The following is an 18,157-nucleotide window of genomic DNA, read 5'->3' as shown; positions in this document are numbered from 1 at the left end:
GACAGTCGTCGGTGCGGGAGGACGCCCCGCGATCAGGTCGCGAGGCGGGTGCCCAGCCAGTCGACGGCGGCGGTGGCGACGGCGCCCGGGTCCTTCTTCAGGCCGTGGTCGCCGGGAACTGCCTGTACCTGCCCCGGGTGGCCGGCGAGCGCAGCCTCGACCTCGGCCGGCCGCCCGAACGCATCGGTCCCGCCCTGCACCACCAGCAGCGGGACGTCGACCTGCGCCAGCTCGGCGGCCCGGCTCTTCTCCGGCTTCCCCGGCGGGTGCAGCGGGAAGGCCAGCGCCAGCACCCCGGCGGCGCCGAGCGCGGCGGCGGTGCGGCAGGCCACCCGGGCCCCCGCGCTGCGGCCGCCGACGACCACCGGTCCGGTGAGTCCACCGGCGGCGCGCAGCTGGGTGACCACCGCCGTCCATCCCTCGTCCAGCCGGGCCGGAGCGGGAGCGATCCGCCGGCCGGCCACCACCCACGGCTGGTCGACCCGCAGGACCGCCCAGCCGGCCGCGCAGGCGGCGTCCGCGACGGCCAGCAGGTCGGCGCTGTCGCTGCCGGCACCGGCGCCGTGGCCCAGCAGCAGCGTGCCGCGCGGGGCGCCGTCCGGCTCGGTGCGGTGCACCCGGGCGGGGCCGTGCGGGGTGGGGACGTCGCGGGTGGTCACGCCGGGGGCAGCGCGAGCAGCGCCTCGACCACCTCGACCAGCGAGCTGCCCTGCACGTGCGGCGGGTCGTAGACCTCGGCGAACACCTGCTCCGAGCGGCCGGAGGTGAAGCCGGTGGTCAGTCCGGCGCGGCCGGCGCCGAGCACGTCCCACGAGTGCGCCGCCACCATCGCCATCTGCTCCGGCGCCACGCCGCAGACCCCGGCCGCCCAGAGGTAGGCCTCCCGGCCGGGCTTCCAGGCGCGGATCGACTCGGAGGTGAGCGTCCGCTCGACCAGTGCGGTGAGCCCACCGCGGGTCAGCCCCGCCTCGGCCACCCCGGGCGACCCGTGGCTCAGCGTCACGATGCGCACGCCGGCGTCGGTCAGCCGGCGGAACGCGGGCTCGACGTCCGGGTGCGGGGACAGCTCCATGAACGCGTCGGCCACCCGGGAACAGGCGTCCGACGGCAGCCCGGTCACCTGCGCGACCGAGGCCTCGAACGCGGCCCGGAAGGGGAACCAGGCACCGACCGCCGCGCCGGCGAAGCCGGTCAGCAGCGCCCGGGAGAAGACCGCCGGCAGCTGGTCGGCCGAGCTGCCCTGCTCGGTCAGGGCCGCACCGACGGGGGCGATGTCGAGCAGCGTCTCGTTGACGTCGAAGGCGACGACGTCCGGCCGAGTGCGCCCGGCGGTCACGCCCGGTCCTCGTGCTCCAGGTCCTCGCGCTGCAGGTCCCCGTGCTCCAGGTCCCCGTGCTCCATCGGGAGGTGCTGGCCCGCCTGCGCCGGACGGCGGTACCGCCCGGTCACCTTCTTGTAGACGAACCAGGCCACCGCGCCGACCACGACGGCGACCACCGCGTAGTCCAGGTAGTGCAGGTTGGCCTGCACGAAGTCACCGGCGGCCACCCCCAGCCCGATGAGCAGGCAGTTCCAGATCAGGCTGCCACCGGCGGTGAACAGCAAGAACTGCCAGAACGGCATCTTCACCACGCCGGCGGGCACGGAGACGAAGCTGCGCACGATCGGCACCATCCGGCCGAAGAACACCGCGCCCCGCCCGTGCCGGGCGAACCACTCGAAGGAGCGGTCGACGTCGGCGGTCTCCACCAGAGGCAACCGGTCGAGGAAGGCGTGCGAGCGGCGGGGACCGAGCAGCCGGCCCACCCAGTAGAGGATCGTGGCGCCGGCCACCGAGCCGACCGTGGCCCAGATGATCACCGGGACGATCGACATCCGGCCGTCGTTGATCAGCACCCCCGCGGCCCCGAGCACGGCCTCGCTCGGGATCGGCGGGATGACCGTCTCGATGAGGATCGTCAGCCCGACGCCGAACGCGCCCAGCCTCTCGATGAGGTCGAGCAGGAAACCGGTGATCCCGCCTTCGTCGGACGCGGCAGCGGCGAGGACGGACATGCCCACACGGTAACGGCGCAGGCTGTGCGCCGTGCTGCTGCCGGGCCGGGCCGACCGTAGGGTCTGCAGCCATGGCGCACCGCTTCACCGCCCGAGCCGTCGTGGTCGGGGACCGCGCCGGCACCGTCGTCCCCGATGCCGTGTTGGACGTCGAGGACGGCCTGATCACCTGGGTCGGCCCGGCCGCGGAGGCGCCGGAGGCCCCGGACGCCGAGGTCACCGCCCTGCCGGGGGTCCTGACGCCGGGCATGGTCAACACCCACTCGCACGCGCCGATGGTGCTGTTCCGCGGCCAGGGCGAGGGGCTGCCGCTGGACCGCTGGCTCAATGAGGTCATGTGGCCGCGGGAGGCCCGGCTCACCCCCGAGGACGTCGAGGTGGCGATGACCGCGGCCTCGGCGGAGATGCTGCGGCACGGGGTGACCACCAGCGTGGAGATGTACTTCCACCCCGAGCGGATGGCCGCCGCGGTGCGGCGCACCGGGGCCCGCGGCCTGATCACCCACGCGCTGATCGGGCTGCCCGGGTTCGGCAGCTTCGACGAGCAGCTGGCCCGGGCCGCCGCCTCCGCCGGCACCGGCGACGACCAGGTCGAGTGGGGGATCGGCCCGCACTCGGCCTACACCGTGCCGCTGCCGGTGCTCACCCAGGCTGCCGAGGTGGCCCGCGAGCACGACATGCTGCTGACCACCCACGTCGCGGAGACCGCCACCGAGGGCGCCGACCTGCTGGCCCAGCACGGGCAGAGCGTGCCGCAGCTGCTGGCCGCGCACGACGTGCTCGGCGGCCGGGTGCTGGGCGCCCACTGCGTGCACATGGACGACGGCGACCTCGAGCTGTGGCGCGAGTACGACGTCGCCGTGGCGCACTGCCCGGGCAGCAACACCAAGCTGGCCAGCGGCACCGCCCGGCTGCGGGACATGCTCGACCTGGGCATCCGGGTCGGCATGGGCACCGACGGGCCGGCGTCCAACGACAACCTGGACCTCTTCGAGGACCTGCGGCTGGCCGCCCAGCTGGCCCGGCTGCGCGAGCGGGACGCCACCGCGCTCACCGCGCCGGAGGCGTTCTGGTTGGCCACCGGCGGGGCAGCCGCGGCGATCGGCCGGGACGACCTCGGCCAGCTGAGCGCCGGGCGGCGGGCGGACCTGGTGCACGTGGACACCGAGGACATCGCCTTCGTCCCGGTCGGTGACGTCACCGACCTGCTCACCCACCTGGTCTGGTCGGTGGGCTCCCGGCACGTCCGGGACACCTGGGTCGCCGGACGGCGGGTCGTGGCCGACGGGGTGTCGACCACGGTCGACGAGGCCGAACTGCGCGCCGACGTACAGACCCGGGCCATGCGGCTGGCCGGCCGCTGAGCCCCGCGTGGGCCACCCCTCGTCGGTGAACCGGTAGCGCACGTCCTCGAAGGAGTCGGTGGGGAAGGCGTAGACGAACCGCAGCGGACCCTCACCGGTGTTGCGGATGCCGTGCTCCACGTCGCCCGGGATGAACACCGCCGACCCCGCGGTCACCGGGTGCTCCTCCCCGTCGAGGACGACGACGCCGGTGCCCTCGATCAGGTGGTAGACCTCGGTCGCGGTGTGCCGGTGCCGGCCCAGCCAGCCGCCGGGCGCCATCTCGGTGAGGCCGGTGTACAGCGCGGCGGTCGGCGTCCGGTCCCGGCTGATGAGGACCCGGAAGGAGACCTGCCCGCGCACCGGGTCGTCCCAGGTCTCTAGGTCGACGTCGGTGCTGTTCCGGCCTCCGGGGTGATCTGCCCAGCTCGGCGGGTCGTCCCCGGGATGGATCAGGCGCGCAGCGAGACCGTCTGACCGCGGCCGACGGTGCGGATCTCGCCCGGCGCCCGGCGGGCGGCCACCTCGGCGACGAAGTTCCCCAGCGGGTCCTTGAACAGGCCGTAGTCGTCGTAGTGCACCGGCACGGTCACCGGGGGCGTGAGCAGCTCGACCAGGTCCGCGCCCTGCCGGGCGTCCATGGTCACCGTGATGCCGGCGACCTTCGTGCCACCCAGGTGCGGGACCATCGCGTCGAGCGGCCCGCAGCGCTGCAGCACCTCGCCGAGCACCGGGCGGAACAGGGTGTCGCCACTGACGTAGCCACGCCAGGTCACCTGCCCGCCGCGGACCAGTTCCAGCACGCTGCCCATCACCTGGGGCAGCAGCCGGGCCAGGGGGCCGGGACCGTGCACGCCCGGGACGCTGGTGACCCGCAGCGTGTCGGTGCCCCGGGTGAGCTCGTGGGTCTGCCAGGCCCGCAGGTCCGCCGTCGCGGTGAAGCCCCGCTTCGCCAGGCAGCCGGCGGCCTCCGGGGTGGTCACCACCGGGGTCTCCTTCGGCAGCGCCTTCGTGGCCACCCGGTCCCAGTGGTCGCCGTGCATGTGGCTGAGCAGCACGGCGTCCAGCGCCGGCAGCTGCGCCGGCACCAGCGCCGGGTCGGTCAGCCGCCGGCTGCGCAGCCCGTAGCCCAGGTGCGCCCACTGGCCGCGGTGCAGGAAGTTCGGGTCGGTCAGCAGGGTGAACGGCCCGATCCGCAGCAGCGTGGTGGCGGTGCCGCCGAAGGTGAGCGTGACGTCGTCGTCCCCGGGTGCGGTCATGCCGGCCGGGTTACCCCTCGGGCGGACGTCCGCAACCGGCCGGTGTGCGCGCGTCGTCGTCCGGCGCTCCGGGACAGCAGGAACTGCCCAGCGGCGGCGTTGCCCTGGTGGCCCGTGGCGGGGCACGATCACCGCGCCCGGACGCCGGACCCGAGGAGCCCCGATGGACCAGATCGACCCGACCGTGCCGCCGAGCGGCGCCGGGTGCCTCGAGTGCGACCGCAGCGGCAGCTGGTGGCTGCACCTGCGCCGCTGCGCCGCCTGCGGGCAGGTCGGGTGCTGCGACTCCTCGCCGTCCCAGCACGCGTCGCACCACGCCGCCGACACCGGCCACCGCATAGCGCAGAGCTACGAGCCGGGCGAGGACTGGTTCTGGGACTACGGCGCCGCGCAGTTCGGCGCCGGACCGGCGCTCGCCCCGCCGCACTCCCGGCCGGCCGGCCAGCCGGTGCCGGGCCCCGCCGGACGGGTTCCGGCCGACTGGCAGCGGCACCTGCACTGACGCCGTCCGGGTCCGCAGATCTGTAGCCCGGCTCAGGAACTCCGGTGCGCCGTGTCGGAGGGGCCTGGTAGACACGCACCCGTGGCACAGCCCCGTTCCGTCGACGAGTCCTTCCTCGCCCTGCCGCTGTCGGCGCTGGCCGACGCGGCGCTGACCCGCGCGGTCGACCTGGGCTGCGAGCACGCCGACCTGCGGGTCGAGCGGATCCGCACCCAGACCGTGCGGCTGCGCGACGCCCGGCTGGAGGCCCTCGCCGACGGGGAGGACCTCGGCCTCGCCGTCCGGGTGGTGCACGAGGGCACGTGGGGGTTCGCCGCCGGCGTCGTCCTGACCGCGGCCGAGGCGGTGCGGCTGGCCGAGGAGGCCGTCGCCGTCGCCCGGGTCTCGGCGGCGATGAACACCGACCGCGTCGAGCTGGCCCCCGAGCCGGCGTACGACGGGGAGTGGGTGTCGGCCTACGACGTCGACCCGTTCGCCGTCCCGGACGCGGAGAAGACGGCGCTGCTGACCGAGCTCTCCGAGCGGCTGCTGGCCGCCGACGGCGTCGAGCACGTGCAGACCAGCGTCATGCAGGTCAAGGAGCAGAAGTTCTACGCCGACACGGCCGGCACGCGCACCCGGCAGCAGCGGGTGCGGGTCAACCCCGAGTTCACCGCGCTCACCGTCGACCGCGCCACCGGGAGCTTCGAGTCGATGCGCACGCTGGCCCCGCCGGTGGGCCGCGGCTGGGAGTACCTGACCGGCACCGGGTGGGACTGGCGCGCTGAGCTGGCCGAGCTGCCCGAGCTGCTGCGCGAGAAGGTCAAGGCGCCCTCGGTCGACCCCGGGCGCTACGACCTGGTCGTCGACCCCTCGAACCTGTGGCTGACCATCCACGAGTCGATCGGCCACGCCACCGAGCTCGACCGCGCGCTGGGCTACGAGGCCGCGTACGCCGGTACCTCCTTCGCCACCGTCGACAAGCTGAACTCGCTCCAGTACGGCTCACCGCTGATGAACGTCACCGGCGACCGCACCGCCGAGCACGGCCTGTCCACGGTCGGCTGGGACGACGAGGGCGTCGCCGGCCAGCAGTGGGACCTCATCCGCGACGGCGTGCTGGTCGGCTACCAGGTCGACCGGAACATGGCCCGGCTGCGCGGGATGGAGCGCTCCAACGGCTGCGCCTTCGCCGACTCCGCGGCCCACGTGCCGGTGCAGCGGATGGCGAACGTCTCCCTGCAGCCGGTACCCGACGGCCCCTCGACCGAGGAGATCATCGGCGGGGTCGAACGCGGCGTCTACGTCGTCGGCGACAACAGCTGGTCGATCGACATGCAGCGCTACAACTTCCAGTTCACCGGTCAGCGGTTCTACAAGATCGAGGGCGGAAAGCTGGCCGGCCAGCTCCGGGACGTTGCCTACCAGGCGACGACCACGGACTTCTGGGGCTCGATGACCGCGGTCGGTGGCCCGCAGACCCACGTGCTCGGCGGCGCGTTCAACTGCGGCAAGGCCCAGCCCGGTCAGGTGGCCCCGGTCAGCCACGGCTGCCCGACCGCGCTGTTCGAGAACACGACCATCCTCAACACGAAGCAGGAGGGTGGGCGATGAGCGCCATGTCCCCGCAGGAGATCGTCGAGCAGGCGCTGGCGGCGTCGCAGGCCGACGGCGCAGTCGTCTACGTGACCGACAGCTCGGAGGCCAACCTCCGCTGGGCGAGCAACAGCCTGACCACCAACGGCGCGATGCGCTCGCGGCAGGTGGTCGTGATCTCCTTCGTCGACGGCGGCGCGGGCATGGCCAGCGGCACCGTCGCCCGCACCGGCACCCCGGACATCGCCGAGCTGGTCGCTGCCAGCGAGCGGGCTGCCCGGGACGCCGGTCCGGCCGAGGACTCGGTGCCGCTGATCAGCGAGGCGCCGCCGGGCTCCGGTGACTGGGACGCGCCGGCCGCGACCACCTCGATCGACGTCTTCCGCGACTTCTCGCCCGCCCTGGGCGAGGCATTCGGCGCCGCGCGCGGCCGCGACGAGCTGCTGTTCGGCTTCGCCGAGCACCAGCTGGCCACCACCTGGCTGGGCACGTCCACCGGGCTGCGGCTGCGGCACGACCAGCCCACCGGCCGGGTCGAGCTCAACGGCAAGAGCACCGACTTCGGCCGTTCGGTCTGGGCCGGCGTCGGCACCCGCGACTTCACCGACGTCTCGGTGGCCGACCTGGCCGCCGAGGTGCAGCAGAAGATGGCCTGGTCGGCCCGCCGCATCGACCTGCCGGCCGGGCGGTACGAGACGCTGCTGCCGCCGTCCACGGTCAGCGACCTGATGATCGTCGCCTACTGGTCGATGGAGGCCCGGGACGCCGACGAGGGCCGCAGCGTCTACGCCAAGGCCGGCGGCGGCAACCGGATCGGCGAGCGGCTGGCCCAGCTGCCGCTGACCCTGCGCAGCGACCCGCACGCGCCCGGGCTGGAGACCTCGCCGTTCCAGGTGGTCGGCGGTTCGTCGGGCAGCGCCTCGGTGTTCGACAACGGCATGGCCACCCCCGCCGTCGACTGGATCTCCGGGGGCGTGCTCACCAACCTGATCCGGCCGCGGGCCTGGGCGCTGAAGACGACCGCACCGGCGACGGCCGCGCTGGACAACCTGGTGCTCGAGGACCCGAACGCCACCGCCACCCAGGCGGAGATGATCGCTCGCACCGAGCGCGGGCTGCTGCTGACCACGCTCTGGTACATCCGGGAGGTCGACCCGCAGACCCTGCTGGTCACCGGCCTCACCCGGGACGGCGTCTTCCTGGTGGAGAACGGCGAGGTGACCGGCGCGGTGAACAACTTCCGGTTCAACGAGTCGCCGGTCGACCTGCTGGGCCGGGCCACCGAGGCCAGCCGCACCGAGCGGACCCTGCCGCGGGAGTGGAACGACTGGTTCACCCGCACCGCGATGCCGATGCTCCGGGTGCCCGACTTCAACATGAGCTCGGTCAGCCCGGCCAGCTGAGCGTCGGCCGGGGCGCCCTGGTGGGCGCCCGGCCGAGCCGCAGGGTCAGCGCTGGTCGCGGCCGGTCTGCCCGGGGTCCGGGGAGTTCGTGGCCACCGCCGGGTCGACGGGGTTGCCGGTCGCCTCGGGCCCGACCTCGTCGGGATCCGGGGTCTGGAACGGGGTGTCGCCCTGCGGTGCGGCGCCGGCGGTGTCGCCGTCCCGCTCGGGGGCGTCGGGCTCCTCCCCGCCGATGCCGAACCCCTCGGCGGGCGGCGGGGCTCCCTGGCCGGCGTCCGCGGCGGGGATGCCCTGGTCGTCGTTGCTGGGCTGGACCGGGTCGAACGGTGCGCTCATGGACATGCGCCGCCCCTACCCGCTGGAGGCCGGACCCATCCTCCGTCCAGGTCGCCGGCCGGCGGCTACCCTCTGCCCGGGCCGTGACTGGCGCTGACAGGTGGGCCACCACCGGGGAGCGGCTCCGCAGAACCGCCGCGCGCCTGGGCTCCCGCCGAGATCGAGGAGACCCCTGTGACCAGCACCGTCACCCGCGAGACCGCCGCCTTCGCCAACGCCCTGGACGTCATCTCCCAGGTCGAGCCCCGGGTCGCCGAGGCCATCGGGCAGGAGCTCGCCGACCAGCGCTCGAGCCTCAAGCTCATCGCCAGCGAGAACTACGCCTCGCCGGCCGTGCTGCTCGCGATGGGCAACTGGTTCAGCGACAAGTACGCCGAGGGCACCCCCGGACGCCGGTTCTACGCCGCCTGCCAGAACGTCGACACCGTCGAGCGGCTGGCCGCCGAGCACGCCCGCGAGCTGTTCGGCGCCGACCACGCCTACGTGCAGCCGCACTCGGGCATCGACGCCAACCTGGTCGCCTTCTGGTCGATCCTCGCCCACCGGGTGGAGACGCCGGCGCTGGCCGAGGCGGGGGTGAAGAACGTCGACGCGCTCACCGACGCCGACTGGGCGCGGCTGCGGCGGGCGCTGGGCGACCAGCGGATGCTCGGCATGAGCCTGGACGCCGGCGGGCACCTCACCCACGGGTTCCGGCCCAACATCTCCGGCAAGATGTTCGAGCAGTCCAGCTACGGCACCGACCCGGCCACCGGGCTGATCGACTACGCCGCGCTGCGCGAGCGGGCCCGGGAGTTCCGGCCGCTGGTGCTGGTCGCCGGTTACTCGGCCTACCCGCGCCGGGTCGACTTCGCCGCCATGCGGGAGATCGCCGACGAGGTGGGCGCCACCCTGCTGGTGGACATGGCGCACTTCGCCGGGCTGGTCGCCGGGAAGGTGCTCACCGGCGACTTCGACCCGGTGCCGCACGCCGACGTCGTCACCACCACGACGCACAAGTCGCTGCGCGGACCGCGCGGCGGCATGGTGCTCTGCACCGAGGAGTACGCGCCCTCGGTCGACCGGGGCTGCCCGATGGTGCTCGGCGGCCCGCTGCCGCAGGTGATGGCCGCCAAGGCGGTGGCGCTGGCCGAGGCGCGCCGTCCGGAGTTCGCCGGCTACGCCGAGCAGATCGTGGCCAACGCCCGGGCGCTGGCCGACCAGCTGCTGCGCCGCGGGGCCCGGCTGGTCACCGGCGGCACCGACAACCACCTGGTGCTCGTGGACGTCGGCGGCTTCGGCCTGACCGGCCGGCAGGCGGAGGCGGCCCTGCTGGACGCCGGCCTGGTCACCAACCGCAACTCCGTGCCGGCCGACCCGAACGGGCCCTGGTACACCAGCGGCATCCGGCTGGGCACCCCGGCGCTGACCACCCGGGGCCTGCGGGAGAGCGAGCTGGCCGAGGTCGGCGACCTGCTGGTCGACGTCCTCACCGCCACCCGCCCGGACGGCGACTCGAAGGTCCGCTACCAGCTGGACGCCGCGGTGGCCGAGCGGGTGCGGGCCCGGGCGACCGAGCTGGTCGACGCCCACCCGCTGTACCCGGACGTGGCCCTGGACCTGGCCGGACGCGGCTGACCCGCCGCACGGCGGGGGCGGGCGGTGCCCCAGGGGCCTGCGGGGCGGGTGTGACCGGCGATGCGGTTGTGCACGACGAATTCGGCGAACCGCGTTTCGTGACCCCGTGACGCGGACATGTAACGCAGTTCCTGTCTACTTCCCCCGAACGCCGACAACGACCCCCTGCCTCCCGCGGCAGGACGGCGAGGGGAGACCGACATGACGTACCGCCAGAAGCCCTCCATCTTCCAGCTGGGCAAGGTGCACGAGAACGGGCCGGCCGTGATCGTCTCGGGCTGGGGCCTGGGCATGTGCGCCTCGTCGTGCCGGTGTCACCGCAACCCCGAGGACGGCCAGCTCGCCCTCGCCGAGGACCAGGCCGGCGGCAGCCTCGGGCTGCGCAGTTTCTCCGCCACGGGCACCTGCGACTGCTGCGAGGCGTGGACGTCGGCCGAGCTGTCCGCCATCCTGCGCGACGTCGCAGCCCTCGACGCCCTCGACTCCGCCGAGCCCGCCGCGGGCTGACCACCACCAGCACGGCACGAGCCGTCCACCGGGGAACCGGTGGGCGGCTCGTCGTCTTTGCCGGGGCCGAGCCGGGGGTAGGCCGCTGCCCATGTGGGGACGAGCAGCGGTGCGTGGTGCGGTGGCGGGGCTGGCCGGCGTGGCGGTGATGACCGTCGGGGAGAAGCTGGAGCAGCAGCTCACCGGGCGGCCGGACTCCTACGTCCCGGCCCGGACGCTGACCGCACTCGCCACCGGACGGCGACTGCCCGGGTCGGCGCGCCCGCCCGTGCGCAACCACCTCATGCACTGGGGCACCGGGGCCGCCGTCGGTGCGCTGCGCGGGGTCTGGGCCGCCGCCGGCCTGCGCGGGGTGCGGGCGTCCGTCTGGCACACCTCGGTGCGGCTGGCCGTGGACCAGACGCTGGAGAACGTCACCGGGGTCGGCGCCCCGCCGTGGACCTGGTCGCGCCGGGACCAGGTCGTCGACGTGCTGCACAAGGCGGTGTACTCCTTCGCCACCGGCGCGGTCGCCGACCGGATCATCGGCAACGCACGGGGCCGGAGTGGCGCACGGGGCCTCTGGGACTGAGCAGGTCAGCGGACCGATCGTCCCCCGGCGCGGCGGTCGCATCGCGTCGCAGCCGTCTCCTTACCTTCCGTTCCGACGCGCGCGGGACGTGTCGCCCCTCCCCGGGCGCGACGCGCGCACTCGGAGGTCCGATGACTCGCACGACCACGCGACGGGGGGGGACCCGTGCTGCCGCTCTCGCGCTGAGCGCCGGGGCCTGCGTCGCGCTGCTCCCCTCGACCGCCTCGGCCGCCCCCACGACCGCCGCGGCGGCCCGGCAGGCGGTCACCGAGACCGGCCAGAAGCTGAGCGCGCTCGACGAGCAGGTGCACGAGGCGACCGCCACCGCCGAGCAGCAGCAGGCCGCGGCCGCCGCCGCAGCCGGTTCCGCGGCTCAGGCGCAGGCTCAGCTGGACGCGCTGGAGCCGCAGCTGCGGTCCATCGCCCAGACCGGCATGGTCGGCACCACCCGGGGTCGGCTCGCCGCCTTCCTCACCAGCGGGTCGGCCGACGACCTCATCGCCCAGATGAGCACGCTGGACCAGCTCGCCTCGCACGCCGACGCCGTGGTCGCCGAGGCGGCCGCCGCCCGCGCCGCCGCCGACCAGGCCCAGGCCGACGCCACGGCCGCGGCTGCCGCCGCCGACGCCGCGGCAGCCGACCTGGAGGCCCAGAAGGAGCAGCTGGAGGACGAGCTGGCCGGCTACCAGGCCGACTTCGCCCGGCTCTCGGCCACCGACCAGGTGCGGGTGCACAACGTGCTCTCCGGCCCCGACGTCACCGCGGCCCCCGCGCCGGCCCCCACCGAAGCCGCCGGCGTCGCCGTGCAGACCGCGCTCGCCCAGGTCGGCGACATGTACCTGCCCGGCGGCAGCGGCCCGGACCGGTTCGACTGCTCCGGCCTCACCCAGTACGCCTACGCCGCGGCGGGCATCTCGCTGCCGCACTCCAGCCGCGCGCAGTCCGGCATGGGCGTCGCCGTCTCCCGCGCCGAGCTGCAGCCCGGCGACCTGGTCTTCTTCTACTCCCCGATCAGCCACGTGGGCATGTACATCGGCAACGGCCAGATGGTGCACGCCAGCGTCACCGGCAAGCCCGTCGCGGTGACCAGCGTGGACAAGGGCGGCTACGTCAGCGCCCGCCGCGTCACCGGCTGACGAAGGACCCCGCTCAGCATTGATCAGGTTCCCTGATCACTGGCTGTCCTACTGCAGCAGCGTTGGTGCGGTAGGACAGTTTTCGATCAGGGAACCTGATCAACGCTGGGGTCACTCGTGGATGCGGCGGCCCTCGGCGAGGAGCTGGACCGCGGCGGCAATGCGCTTGGCGCGGGTCTGCGGCGTGGCCGCGGTGTGCACCCGCCAGAGGACGGCGTAGCGGTTCCCCCCGTCGAGCGCGGCGAACGCCTCCTGGGCGGCCGGCTCCGCGGCGAGCGCGGCGACCAGGTCGTCGGGCACGGTGATCGTGGCCGGGCCGGCGTAGGCGCGGTCCCACCGGCCGTCGGCCTGGGCGGCCTCCACCGCGGCCAGCCCCGCCGGGCGCATCCGGCCGTCGGCGATCAGCCGGCCGACCGAGGTGACGTTCTTCTGCGACCACACGCTCTTCGGCCGCCGCGGCGTGTACCGGACGGTGAACCAGTCGTCGTCCACCCGGTTGGCCCGGCCGTCGATCCAGCCGTGGCACAGCGCGACCTCCACCGCCTCCGCGGCGGTCAGCGACGGGATGCCCGAGGACTTCTTGGCGATCCGCAGGAACAGCCCCGGCGCCCGGTCGTGCTCGGCGGCCAGCCACTCGTCGAACTCCGCCGCGGTGTCGAACGCCCGGGTCTCGAAGGTGCTCTCGTCGGCCACCCGGTCATCGTGCGCAGTCCGCCGGTCGGCGTCCAGAGGTCGCGGTTTGGTCGCGGAGGTGGTCGGCTACCGCTGACCGGACGGCGCTCAGCAGGGGCGCTCCACGACCGACGGGACGGCGATGGCACAGGCACCCGGGCCGCAGGCGCTCTGGCTGGTGCGACACGGCGAGAGCCTGGGCAACCTGGCCGACGCGCAGGCCCACGAGAGCGGCTCGGGGCGCCTGCAGCTCGACGTCCGCGACCCCGACGTCCCGCTGTCGGAGACCGGTGAGCAGCAGGCCGACGCGCTCGGTGCGTGGCTGCGCGACCTGCCGGCGGACCAGCGGCCGACGACGGTGCTCAGCTCGCCGTTCACCCGGGCGCTGGACACCGCCGGGCGGGCGGTGGCGGCGAGCGGGCTGGACCTGACGATCCGGCACGACGAGCGGCTGCGGGAGCGCGACTTCGGGGTGTTCGACGGGATGACCCGCTCGGGCATCCGTGCGGAGCACCCGGAGGAGGCCGAGCGTCGGGAGCTGCTCGGCAAGTTCTACTACCGGCCGCCGGGCGGGGAGAGCTGGGCCGACGTGGCCCTGCGGGTGCGCAGCCTGCTGGCCACCGAGGCGCTGCGGCACGACGGCGACCGGCTGCTCTGCGTCGCCCACCAGGCGGTGATCATGGTGTTCCGGTACGTGCTCGAGGAGCTCACCGAGCAGCAGCTGCTGGAGATCGACCGCACCGAGCAGGTCGCCAACACCTCGGTCACCCGCTACGAGCTCACCGGGGACGGGCGCTACGCCCTCCTCGGCTTCAACGACGTGCACCACCTGACCGACGACCGGGACGCCGGTGCGCCCGTGACCGAGGAGTCCGATGTCCCGTCCCCGGCCTGACAGCACGCTCGTCACCCCCCAGGTGCTCCGCGACTGGCGGCTGCCCGAGCCGACCGGCGGCAAGGAGGCCCGCGGGTCGATCCTGGTGGTCGGCGGCAGCACCGAGACCGTCGGCGCCGTGCTGCTGGCCGCGGAGGCCGCGCTCCGGTCGGGGGCGGGGAAGCTGCAGGTCGTCGTCCCGTCGAAGGTGGCACCGCACGTCTCCATCTCGCTGCCGGAGGCGCTGGTCCGGGGTGTGCCGTCCACCGAGGCCGGCGCGATCAAGGGCGACTCGGCCGAGCTGTTCCTGGACCTCGCGCAGCGCGCGTCGGCGGTGCTGATCGGGCCGGGCATGGCCGACGAGCCGGAGACCCGGGAGCTGGTCGAGCGGCTGCTGCCCGAGCTGGACGGCCCGGTGGCGCTGGACGCGCTCGGCCTGGCCGCGGTCACCGCCGACCCCAGCTGCCTGCACCACCTGGGCGGCCGGGTGGTGCTCACCCCGAACCCGACGGAGCTCGCCATCGCGTTGCACGTGGAACACGACGAGGTGGACGACGACCCGGCCGGCGCCGCCCAGCGGCTCGCCGAGCAGGCGCAGGCCACGGTCGGCCTCGGCGGGGCGACCAGTTGGGTCGCCGCGCCCGACGGTCGGCTCTGGGTGGACGAGAGCGGCGGTGCGGGGCTCGGCGTGTCCGGGTCCGGCGACGTGCGCGCCGGCGTGGTGGCCGGGCTGCTGGCCCGCGGCGCCGACCCGGAGCAGGCCGCGGTGTGGGCTGCCCACCTGCACGGCCGGGCCGGCGAGCGGCTGGCCGCCGGCGTGGGCCGGCTGGGCTTCCTGGCCCGGGAGCTGCCGCCGGAGATCCCCCGGGTGCTCGCCGAGGTCGACCTCTGACGAGTGCCGGGGAGTGACGTCCCGCCCTGAGTTGGGCAGGCTGGGCCGGTGACCGACGCAGACAGCGGGACGGCGGACGGCGTCCGGGCCGCGGACGTGTACGAGGCGACGCTGCAGCTCAAGCCCGGTGGGCGGGTGCTGCGCAGCGCCCGGCTGGCCGCGGCGTTCGTGGCCGAGCTGGCCTGGGGGCTGCTCCCCGGGCCGTCGCTGCACGACGTGGTGGTGACCCGGCGGGCCGACGGTGCCGAGGTGCTGCGGGTCTCCGCCGGTGACCCGGCCGTGCCCGGAGACATGCTGGCGGTGGTCCGGCGGCTGCTGGAGGAGTGCTCCCCGGCCGAGTTCCTCGCCGAGTGGGGCGCCGACGAGCCGGTGTGATCTGCTGCGCACAGCAGCGGGAACCGCCCGCGACCTCGGTGAGGAGAGCAGCAACGTGGCTGACAGCTACATCGGAGCCCTCGACTTCGGTGCCCCGGAGATCGACGAGACGGCGTTCGTCGCCCCGACGGCCGTCGTCGTCGGCAAGGTGACCATGGGTCCGCGGGCCAGCATCTGGTACGGCGCCATCGCCCGCGCCGACGCGGAGGTCATCGAGATCGGCGCCGACTCCAACGTGCAGGACGGCTCCACCCTGCACAGCGACCCCGGTTCCCCGCTGGTGATCGGCCGCGGCGTGACCGTCGGCCACAACGTGGTGCTGCACGGCGCCCGGGTGGACGACGACGTGCTGGTCGGCATGGGCAGCACCGTGCTCAACGGGGCGCACATCGGCTCCGGGTCGATCGTGGCCGCCGGCGCGGTGGTCATGCAGGGCGCGGAGATCCCGCCGAACTCGCTCGTGGCCGGGGTGCCGGCGAAGGTACGCCGGGAGACCACCGAGGACGACCGCGCCGCGATCGCGCTGAACGCGAAGAGCTACACCGACCGGCTCGACCAGCACCGCGCCGTCCGCCGGGTGCAGTGAGCCGATGAGCGCCGACGAGCTGCGCCGCCGGGTCCACTGGACGGTGCAGGACCCGCCGCCCGGTGTGCGGGCCGGCCGGGCGCTGAGCTCGGTGCTGCACGCGGTCTCCACCGTGGTCACCCTGGGGGCGGACGCCGCGCTCGGCACCCGCCGGGTCGGCTGGTCGCTGCCGGCCGACCCGGCGGCGTACCTGGACCTCGGCGTCGTCCGGCTGCGCTGGCCGGCCGAGGCGGCCGCCGAGCCCGTCCAGGCGACCCAGGAGGGCGTCTGGGCGACCCCGGAGGGGCGGCCGGCCCGCCGGCTGCCGGTCGAGACCTGGCGGGTGGTCGAGGCCGTCCCGGGCACCGGGTCGGGGAGGCCCCGGTACCCGGAGGCGGGGTGGCAGCTCACCGTCACCGACGGGACGACGACCGGGTCGCTGAGCGGCGCCTGGCTGGCGCTGGCCTGGATCGGGCACCTGGCCGGCTGGCCGGACCCGGCGCCCACCGCGTGAGCGCGGGCGACGACGCGGCGTTCCGGGCGTTCGTCGCGGAGCAGGGCACCGGGCTGCTGCGCACCGCGCACCTGCTCACCGGCGACCCGGCGCAGGCGCACGACCTGCTGCTCACCGCCCTGGACGCCGCCCGCCGGGAGTGGACCGGACCCGAGCAGGCAGCCCGGGGGACACGGCGGGCGATGCTGGCCGAGCAGCTGAGCTGGCGCGGCCGGCTCGACCTGGGCGAGGTGCTGGCCGACAGCCCGCTGCTGTCCGGGACGGCCGGCCTCCCCGGCCTGGCCGCGGCGGCACCGGCCCGGCGCTCGCCGACCGCGGCCGCGCTGGCGCGGCTGCCACCGCTGACCCGCGCGGTGCTCGTGCTCCGCTACGGCGAGGGGCTGTCGGTAGCGGAGGCCGCCGCCGACCTGGCGCGCCCGGAGGCCGACGTCGGAGCGGCGGACCGGCGCGGTCTCGCCCGCTACGCCGAGCAGACCGACGGCGGGGACGCCGAGGCCCGGCTGCGACGCGCCCTGGCCGCCCAGGCCGCCGAGGTCACGGGCGTCCCGGCGGACCTCGCCGACCAGGTGTGGGTCCGGGCCCGCGGCCGGCGGCGGCACCGCGCCGGCCTGCTGGTCGTGGTGGTGTTCCTGCTCGCCGTCCTCGTGGTCGTGGCGCTGACCATCTGAGCCCCCCGGAACGACCAGGGCCCGGCCACCCCTACGCGGAGGTGACCGGGCCCTGGCCGGAGGAGCTGTGCGTCAGTTGCGGACCGACGCCGTCAGCGGGCAGACGAACGGGTCGCGCTCGGCGATGCCCACGCGGTTCAGGTACTGGACGACGATCCGGTACGAGCCGACCAGCGACGTCTCGGTGTAGCTGATCCCGTGCTTGGCGCAGTGCGCGCGCACCATCGGCTGCACCTTCTTCAGGTTCGGCCGCGGCATGCTCGGGAAGAGGTGGTGCTCGATCTGGTAGTTCAGGCCGCCCATCATGAAGTCGGTGACCCGGCCGCCGCGGATGTTGCGGGACATGAGCACCTGGCGGCGCAGGAAGTCGACCTTGGCGTTCTTGGGCACGATCGGCATGCCCTTGTGGTTGGGCGCGAACGAGCCACCCAGCAGCAGGCCGAACACCGACTGCTGCACGACGATGAAGGCCACGGCCAGCAGCGGCGGCATGATCAGGAACACCGCGGCGACGAAGAGCCCGAGCCGGGCCACGATGATCGCGATCTCCAGCCGGCGGTGCGGCATCGTCTTGTCCCGGATCAGCGTGCTCAGGCTGTTGGCGTGCAGGGCCGCACCCTCGAAGCACAGCAGCGGGAAGAACGCCCAGCCCTGGTGCCGGGTCCACCAGCCGCGCAGACCGCTCATCCGGGTCTCGGCGTCGTCCGGGGTGAAGGCCAGCACCGCCGACTCGATGTCGGGGTCCTTGCCCATCTGGTTCGGCGCGTTGTGGTGCTTGTTGTGCTTCTGCATCCACCAGCCGTAGCCGATGCCGGCGAAGCCGCAGGAGAGCACCCGGGCGTTCCACTCGTTGGCCCGGTGCGACCCGAAGGCCTGCCGGTGCGCGGTGTCGTGCCCCAGGAAGCCGAACTGGGTGCAGATGAGGGAGAACACGACGGCCAGGCCCAGCTGCCACCAGGAGTCGCCCAGCGCCACGATGGCGACCCACACGCCGGCGAAGGCGGCCACGGTCAGCACGATCGAGACGACGTAGTACGGGCGGCGGCGGTTCAGCAGCCCGGCGTCCTTGACCTGCTGGGAGAGCTCGGCGTACACGCTGACCTGGCGGTCACGGGGTCGCTCGGGGCGCGGTGCCCGGGCGGGGGGAGGCGTGGAGCCCTCCAGGGTGGATGCGGACATCTGCTCTCTCTGGCTGGGTCCCGGGCTGCTCCGGGGTGGCCGGGAGTGCCGGCGACGACGGGGGGCCGCGCTACCTCTGGATGGAGCACCGCGTGCGGCCGACGGTAGGCGACG

General features: G+C 74.7%; 21 protein-coding genes, 1 pseudogene and 1 riboswitch. Of the genes and pseudogenes, 14 read left to right on the top strand and 8 right to left on the bottom strand.

What is annotated here, in order from left to right:
• Positions 1-32 precede the first annotated feature (32 nt).
• Genes Q1A09_RS07605 through Q1A09_RS07595 form a run of 3 tightly spaced genes read right to left on the bottom strand, consistent with a single transcriptional unit; the run spans position 33 to position 2,055 of the window.
• Positions 33-659, bottom strand: a complete 627-nt coding sequence (locus Q1A09_RS07605) for an alpha/beta family hydrolase (protein WP_299953164.1) — start codon at positions 657-659, stop codon at positions 33-35.
• Positions 656-1,336: an HAD family hydrolase gene (locus tag Q1A09_RS07600; RefSeq protein ID WP_299953162.1), complete on the bottom strand. Its 681-nt coding sequence runs from the start codon at positions 1,334-1,336 to the stop codon at positions 656-658. The genes Q1A09_RS07605 and Q1A09_RS07600 overlap by 4 nt, the downstream gene beginning before the upstream one ends.
• On the bottom strand, positions 1,333-2,055 hold the full coding sequence (locus tag Q1A09_RS07595) for a DedA family protein (RefSeq protein ID WP_299953160.1): 723 nt from the start codon (positions 2,053-2,055) through the stop codon (positions 1,333-1,335). The genes Q1A09_RS07600 and Q1A09_RS07595 overlap by 4 nt, the downstream gene beginning before the upstream one ends.
• A gap of 71 nt (positions 2,056-2,126) precedes the next feature.
• Here Q1A09_RS07595 and Q1A09_RS07590 point away from each other — a divergent pair, with 71 nt between their 5' ends.
• Positions 2,127-3,419 (top strand): amidohydrolase family protein, encoded by a 1,293-nt coding sequence (locus tag Q1A09_RS07590; RefSeq protein ID WP_299953158.1) that lies wholly within the window; start codon positions 2,127-2,129, stop codon positions 3,417-3,419.
• A gap of 81 nt (positions 3,420-3,500) precedes the next feature.
• Here the strand turns inward: Q1A09_RS07590 and Q1A09_RS07585 are convergent.
• Positions 3,501-3,680, bottom strand: a pseudogene (locus Q1A09_RS07585) (cupin domain-containing protein); the annotation flags it as partial.
• 170 nt (positions 3,681-3,850) lie between these two features.
• Complete coding sequence (locus tag Q1A09_RS07580) at positions 3,851-4,657, bottom strand: MBL fold metallo-hydrolase (RefSeq protein ID WP_299953156.1); 807 nt, start codon at positions 4,655-4,657, stop codon at positions 3,851-3,853.
• A 163-nt stretch (positions 4,658-4,820) separates the two neighbouring features.
• Here Q1A09_RS07580 and Q1A09_RS07575 point away from each other — a divergent pair, with 163 nt between their 5' ends.
• The 3 genes from Q1A09_RS07575 (at position 4,821) to Q1A09_RS07565 (ending at position 8,137) form a co-directional block, all read left to right on the top strand.
• Entirely contained in the window at positions 4,821-5,159 is a 339-nt protein-coding gene (locus tag Q1A09_RS07575; RefSeq protein WP_299953154.1) for a UBP-type zinc finger domain-containing protein, read from the top strand.
• An 81-nt stretch (positions 5,160-5,240) separates the two neighbouring features.
• The gene (locus Q1A09_RS07570; RefSeq protein ID WP_299953152.1) at positions 5,241-6,752 is read left to right on the top strand and encodes a TldD/PmbA family protein; all 1,512 of its coding nucleotides are present in this window, start codon (positions 5,241-5,243) and stop codon (positions 6,750-6,752) included.
• Positions 6,749-8,137 carry a metallopeptidase TldD-related protein gene (locus tag Q1A09_RS07565; protein WP_299953149.1) on the top strand — a complete coding sequence of 463 codons (1,389 nt, stop codon included), beginning with the start codon at positions 6,749-6,751 and terminating at the stop codon, positions 8,135-8,137. Before Q1A09_RS07570 ends, Q1A09_RS07565 begins: the two co-directional genes overlap by 4 nt.
• A 45-nt stretch (positions 8,138-8,182) precedes the next feature.
• Here Q1A09_RS07565 and Q1A09_RS07560 read toward each other — a convergent pair whose 3' ends face one another.
• A complete protein-coding gene (locus tag Q1A09_RS07560) occupies positions 8,183-8,473 on the bottom strand; it encodes a hypothetical protein (RefSeq protein ID WP_299953147.1) in 291 nt (96 codons plus the stop codon).
• Positions 8,474-8,546: 73 nt separating this feature from the next.
• Positions 8,547-8,629: riboswitch (ZMP/ZTP riboswitch) on the top strand.
• Between the two features lie 18 nt (positions 8,630-8,647).
• On the opposite strand from Q1A09_RS07560, the gene Q1A09_RS07555 reads away from it, so the two are divergent.
• The 4 genes from Q1A09_RS07555 (at position 8,648) to Q1A09_RS07540 (ending at position 12,304) form a co-directional block, all read left to right on the top strand.
• Complete coding sequence (locus tag Q1A09_RS07555) at positions 8,648-10,090, top strand: glycine hydroxymethyltransferase (protein WP_299953145.1); 1,443 nt, start codon at positions 8,648-8,650, stop codon at positions 10,088-10,090.
• Between the two features lie 201 nt (positions 10,091-10,291).
• On the top strand, positions 10,292-10,597 hold the full coding sequence (locus tag Q1A09_RS07550; RefSeq protein ID WP_299953143.1) for a hypothetical protein: 306 nt from the start codon (positions 10,292-10,294) through the stop codon (positions 10,595-10,597).
• 91 nt (positions 10,598-10,688) lie between these two features.
• Positions 10,689-11,168 carry a hypothetical protein gene (locus Q1A09_RS07545; RefSeq protein ID WP_299953141.1) on the top strand — a complete coding sequence of 160 codons (480 nt, stop codon included), beginning with the start codon at positions 10,689-10,691 and terminating at the stop codon, positions 11,166-11,168.
• 131 nt (positions 11,169-11,299) lie between these two features.
• Positions 11,300-12,304 carry a C40 family peptidase gene (locus tag Q1A09_RS07540; RefSeq protein WP_299953139.1) on the top strand — a complete coding sequence of 335 codons (1,005 nt, stop codon included), beginning with the start codon at positions 11,300-11,302 and terminating at the stop codon, positions 12,302-12,304.
• 111 nt (positions 12,305-12,415) lie between these two features.
• Here the strand turns inward: Q1A09_RS07540 and Q1A09_RS07535 are convergent, their stop codons facing one another.
• Complete coding sequence (locus tag Q1A09_RS07535; protein WP_299953135.1) at positions 12,416-12,997, bottom strand: YdeI family protein; 582 nt, start codon at positions 12,995-12,997, stop codon at positions 12,416-12,418.
• Positions 12,998-13,118: 121 nt separating this feature from the next.
• On the opposite strand from Q1A09_RS07535, the gene Q1A09_RS07530 reads away from it, so the two are divergent.
• From Q1A09_RS07530 to Q1A09_RS07505, 6 genes are read left to right on the top strand one after another with little or no spacing between them, the layout of a single operon-like run.
• Positions 13,119-13,871, top strand: coding sequence for a histidine phosphatase family protein (locus Q1A09_RS07530; protein WP_299953133.1), 753 nt, complete (start codon positions 13,119-13,121; stop codon positions 13,869-13,871).
• Positions 13,852-14,742 carry an NAD(P)H-hydrate dehydratase gene (locus tag Q1A09_RS07525; protein WP_299953131.1) on the top strand — a complete coding sequence of 297 codons (891 nt, stop codon included), beginning with the start codon at positions 13,852-13,854 and terminating at the stop codon, positions 14,740-14,742. The genes Q1A09_RS07530 and Q1A09_RS07525 overlap by 20 nt, the downstream gene beginning before the upstream one ends.
• Before the next feature lie 48 nt (positions 14,743-14,790).
• Positions 14,791-15,117 carry a hypothetical protein gene (locus tag Q1A09_RS07520; protein ID WP_299953128.1) on the top strand — a complete coding sequence of 109 codons (327 nt, stop codon included), beginning with the start codon at positions 14,791-14,793 and terminating at the stop codon, positions 15,115-15,117.
• 55 nt (positions 15,118-15,172) lie between these two features.
• Positions 15,173-15,703: a gamma carbonic anhydrase family protein gene (locus Q1A09_RS07515; RefSeq protein ID WP_299953126.1), complete on the top strand. Its 531-nt coding sequence runs from the start codon at positions 15,173-15,175 to the stop codon at positions 15,701-15,703.
• Between the two features lie 4 nt (positions 15,704-15,707).
• The gene (locus Q1A09_RS07510; protein ID WP_299953124.1) at positions 15,708-16,196 is read left to right on the top strand and encodes a hypothetical protein; all 489 of its coding nucleotides are present in this window, start codon (positions 15,708-15,710) and stop codon (positions 16,194-16,196) included.
• Positions 16,193-16,864, top strand: coding sequence for a sigma factor-like helix-turn-helix DNA-binding protein (locus Q1A09_RS07505; RefSeq protein ID WP_299953122.1), 672 nt, complete (start codon positions 16,193-16,195; stop codon positions 16,862-16,864). Before Q1A09_RS07510 ends, Q1A09_RS07505 begins: the two co-directional genes overlap by 4 nt.
• 72 nt (positions 16,865-16,936) lie before the next feature.
• Here the strand turns inward: Q1A09_RS07505 and Q1A09_RS07500 are convergent, their stop codons facing one another.
• A complete protein-coding gene (locus Q1A09_RS07500) occupies positions 16,937-18,043 on the bottom strand; it encodes an acyl-CoA desaturase (protein ID WP_299953120.1) in 1,107 nt (368 codons plus the stop codon).
• Between the last annotated feature and the right edge of the window lie 114 nt (positions 18,044-18,157).

The sequence above is a fragment of the uncultured Modestobacter sp. genome (genome assembly GCF_947486615.1).
In the GTDB taxonomy this organism is placed as follows: domain Bacteria; phylum Actinomycetota; class Actinomycetes; order Mycobacteriales; family Geodermatophilaceae; genus Modestobacter.
This window is presented reverse-complemented; position numbering and strand designations above follow the sequence as displayed.

Excerpts from the sequence above, each read along its gene's own strand:
- Q1A09_RS07550 (WP_299953143.1), top strand. The coding sequence starts at position 10,292 with ATGACGTACCGCCAGAAGCCCTCCATCTTCCAGCTGGGCAAGGTGCAC.
- Q1A09_RS07565 (WP_299953149.1), top strand. The coding sequence starts at position 6,749 with ATGAGCGCCATGTCCCCGCAGGAGATCGTCGAGCAGGCGCTGGCGGCG.
- Q1A09_RS07595 (WP_299953160.1), bottom strand. The coding sequence starts at position 2,055 with ATGTCCGTCCTCGCCGCTGCCGCGTCCGACGAAGGCGGGATCACCGGT.
- Q1A09_RS07540 (WP_299953139.1), top strand. The coding sequence starts at position 11,300 with ATGACTCGCACGACCACGCGACGGGGGGGGACCCGTGCTGCCGCTCTC.
- Q1A09_RS07580 (WP_299953156.1), bottom strand. The coding sequence starts at position 4,657 with ATGACCGCACCCGGGGACGACGACGTCACGCTCACCTTCGGCGGCACC.
- Q1A09_RS07545 (WP_299953141.1), top strand. The coding sequence starts at position 10,689 with ATGTGGGGACGAGCAGCGGTGCGTGGTGCGGTGGCGGGGCTGGCCGGC.
- Q1A09_RS07530 (WP_299953133.1), top strand. The coding sequence starts at position 13,119 with ATGGCACAGGCACCCGGGCCGCAGGCGCTCTGGCTGGTGCGACACGGC.
- Q1A09_RS07590 (WP_299953158.1), top strand. The coding sequence starts at position 2,127 with ATGGCGCACCGCTTCACCGCCCGAGCCGTCGTGGTCGGGGACCGCGCC.
- Q1A09_RS07500 (WP_299953120.1), bottom strand. The coding sequence starts at position 18,043 with ATGTCCGCATCCACCCTGGAGGGCTCCACGCCTCCCCCCGCCCGGGCA.
- Q1A09_RS07510 (WP_299953124.1), top strand. The coding sequence starts at position 15,708 with ATGAGCGCCGACGAGCTGCGCCGCCGGGTCCACTGGACGGTGCAGGAC.
- Q1A09_RS07575 (WP_299953154.1), top strand. The coding sequence starts at position 4,821 with ATGGACCAGATCGACCCGACCGTGCCGCCGAGCGGCGCCGGGTGCCTC.
- Q1A09_RS07560 (WP_299953147.1), bottom strand. The coding sequence starts at position 8,473 with ATGAGCGCACCGTTCGACCCGGTCCAGCCCAGCAACGACGACCAGGGC.
- Q1A09_RS07525 (WP_299953131.1), top strand. The coding sequence starts at position 13,852 with ATGTCCCGTCCCCGGCCTGACAGCACGCTCGTCACCCCCCAGGTGCTC.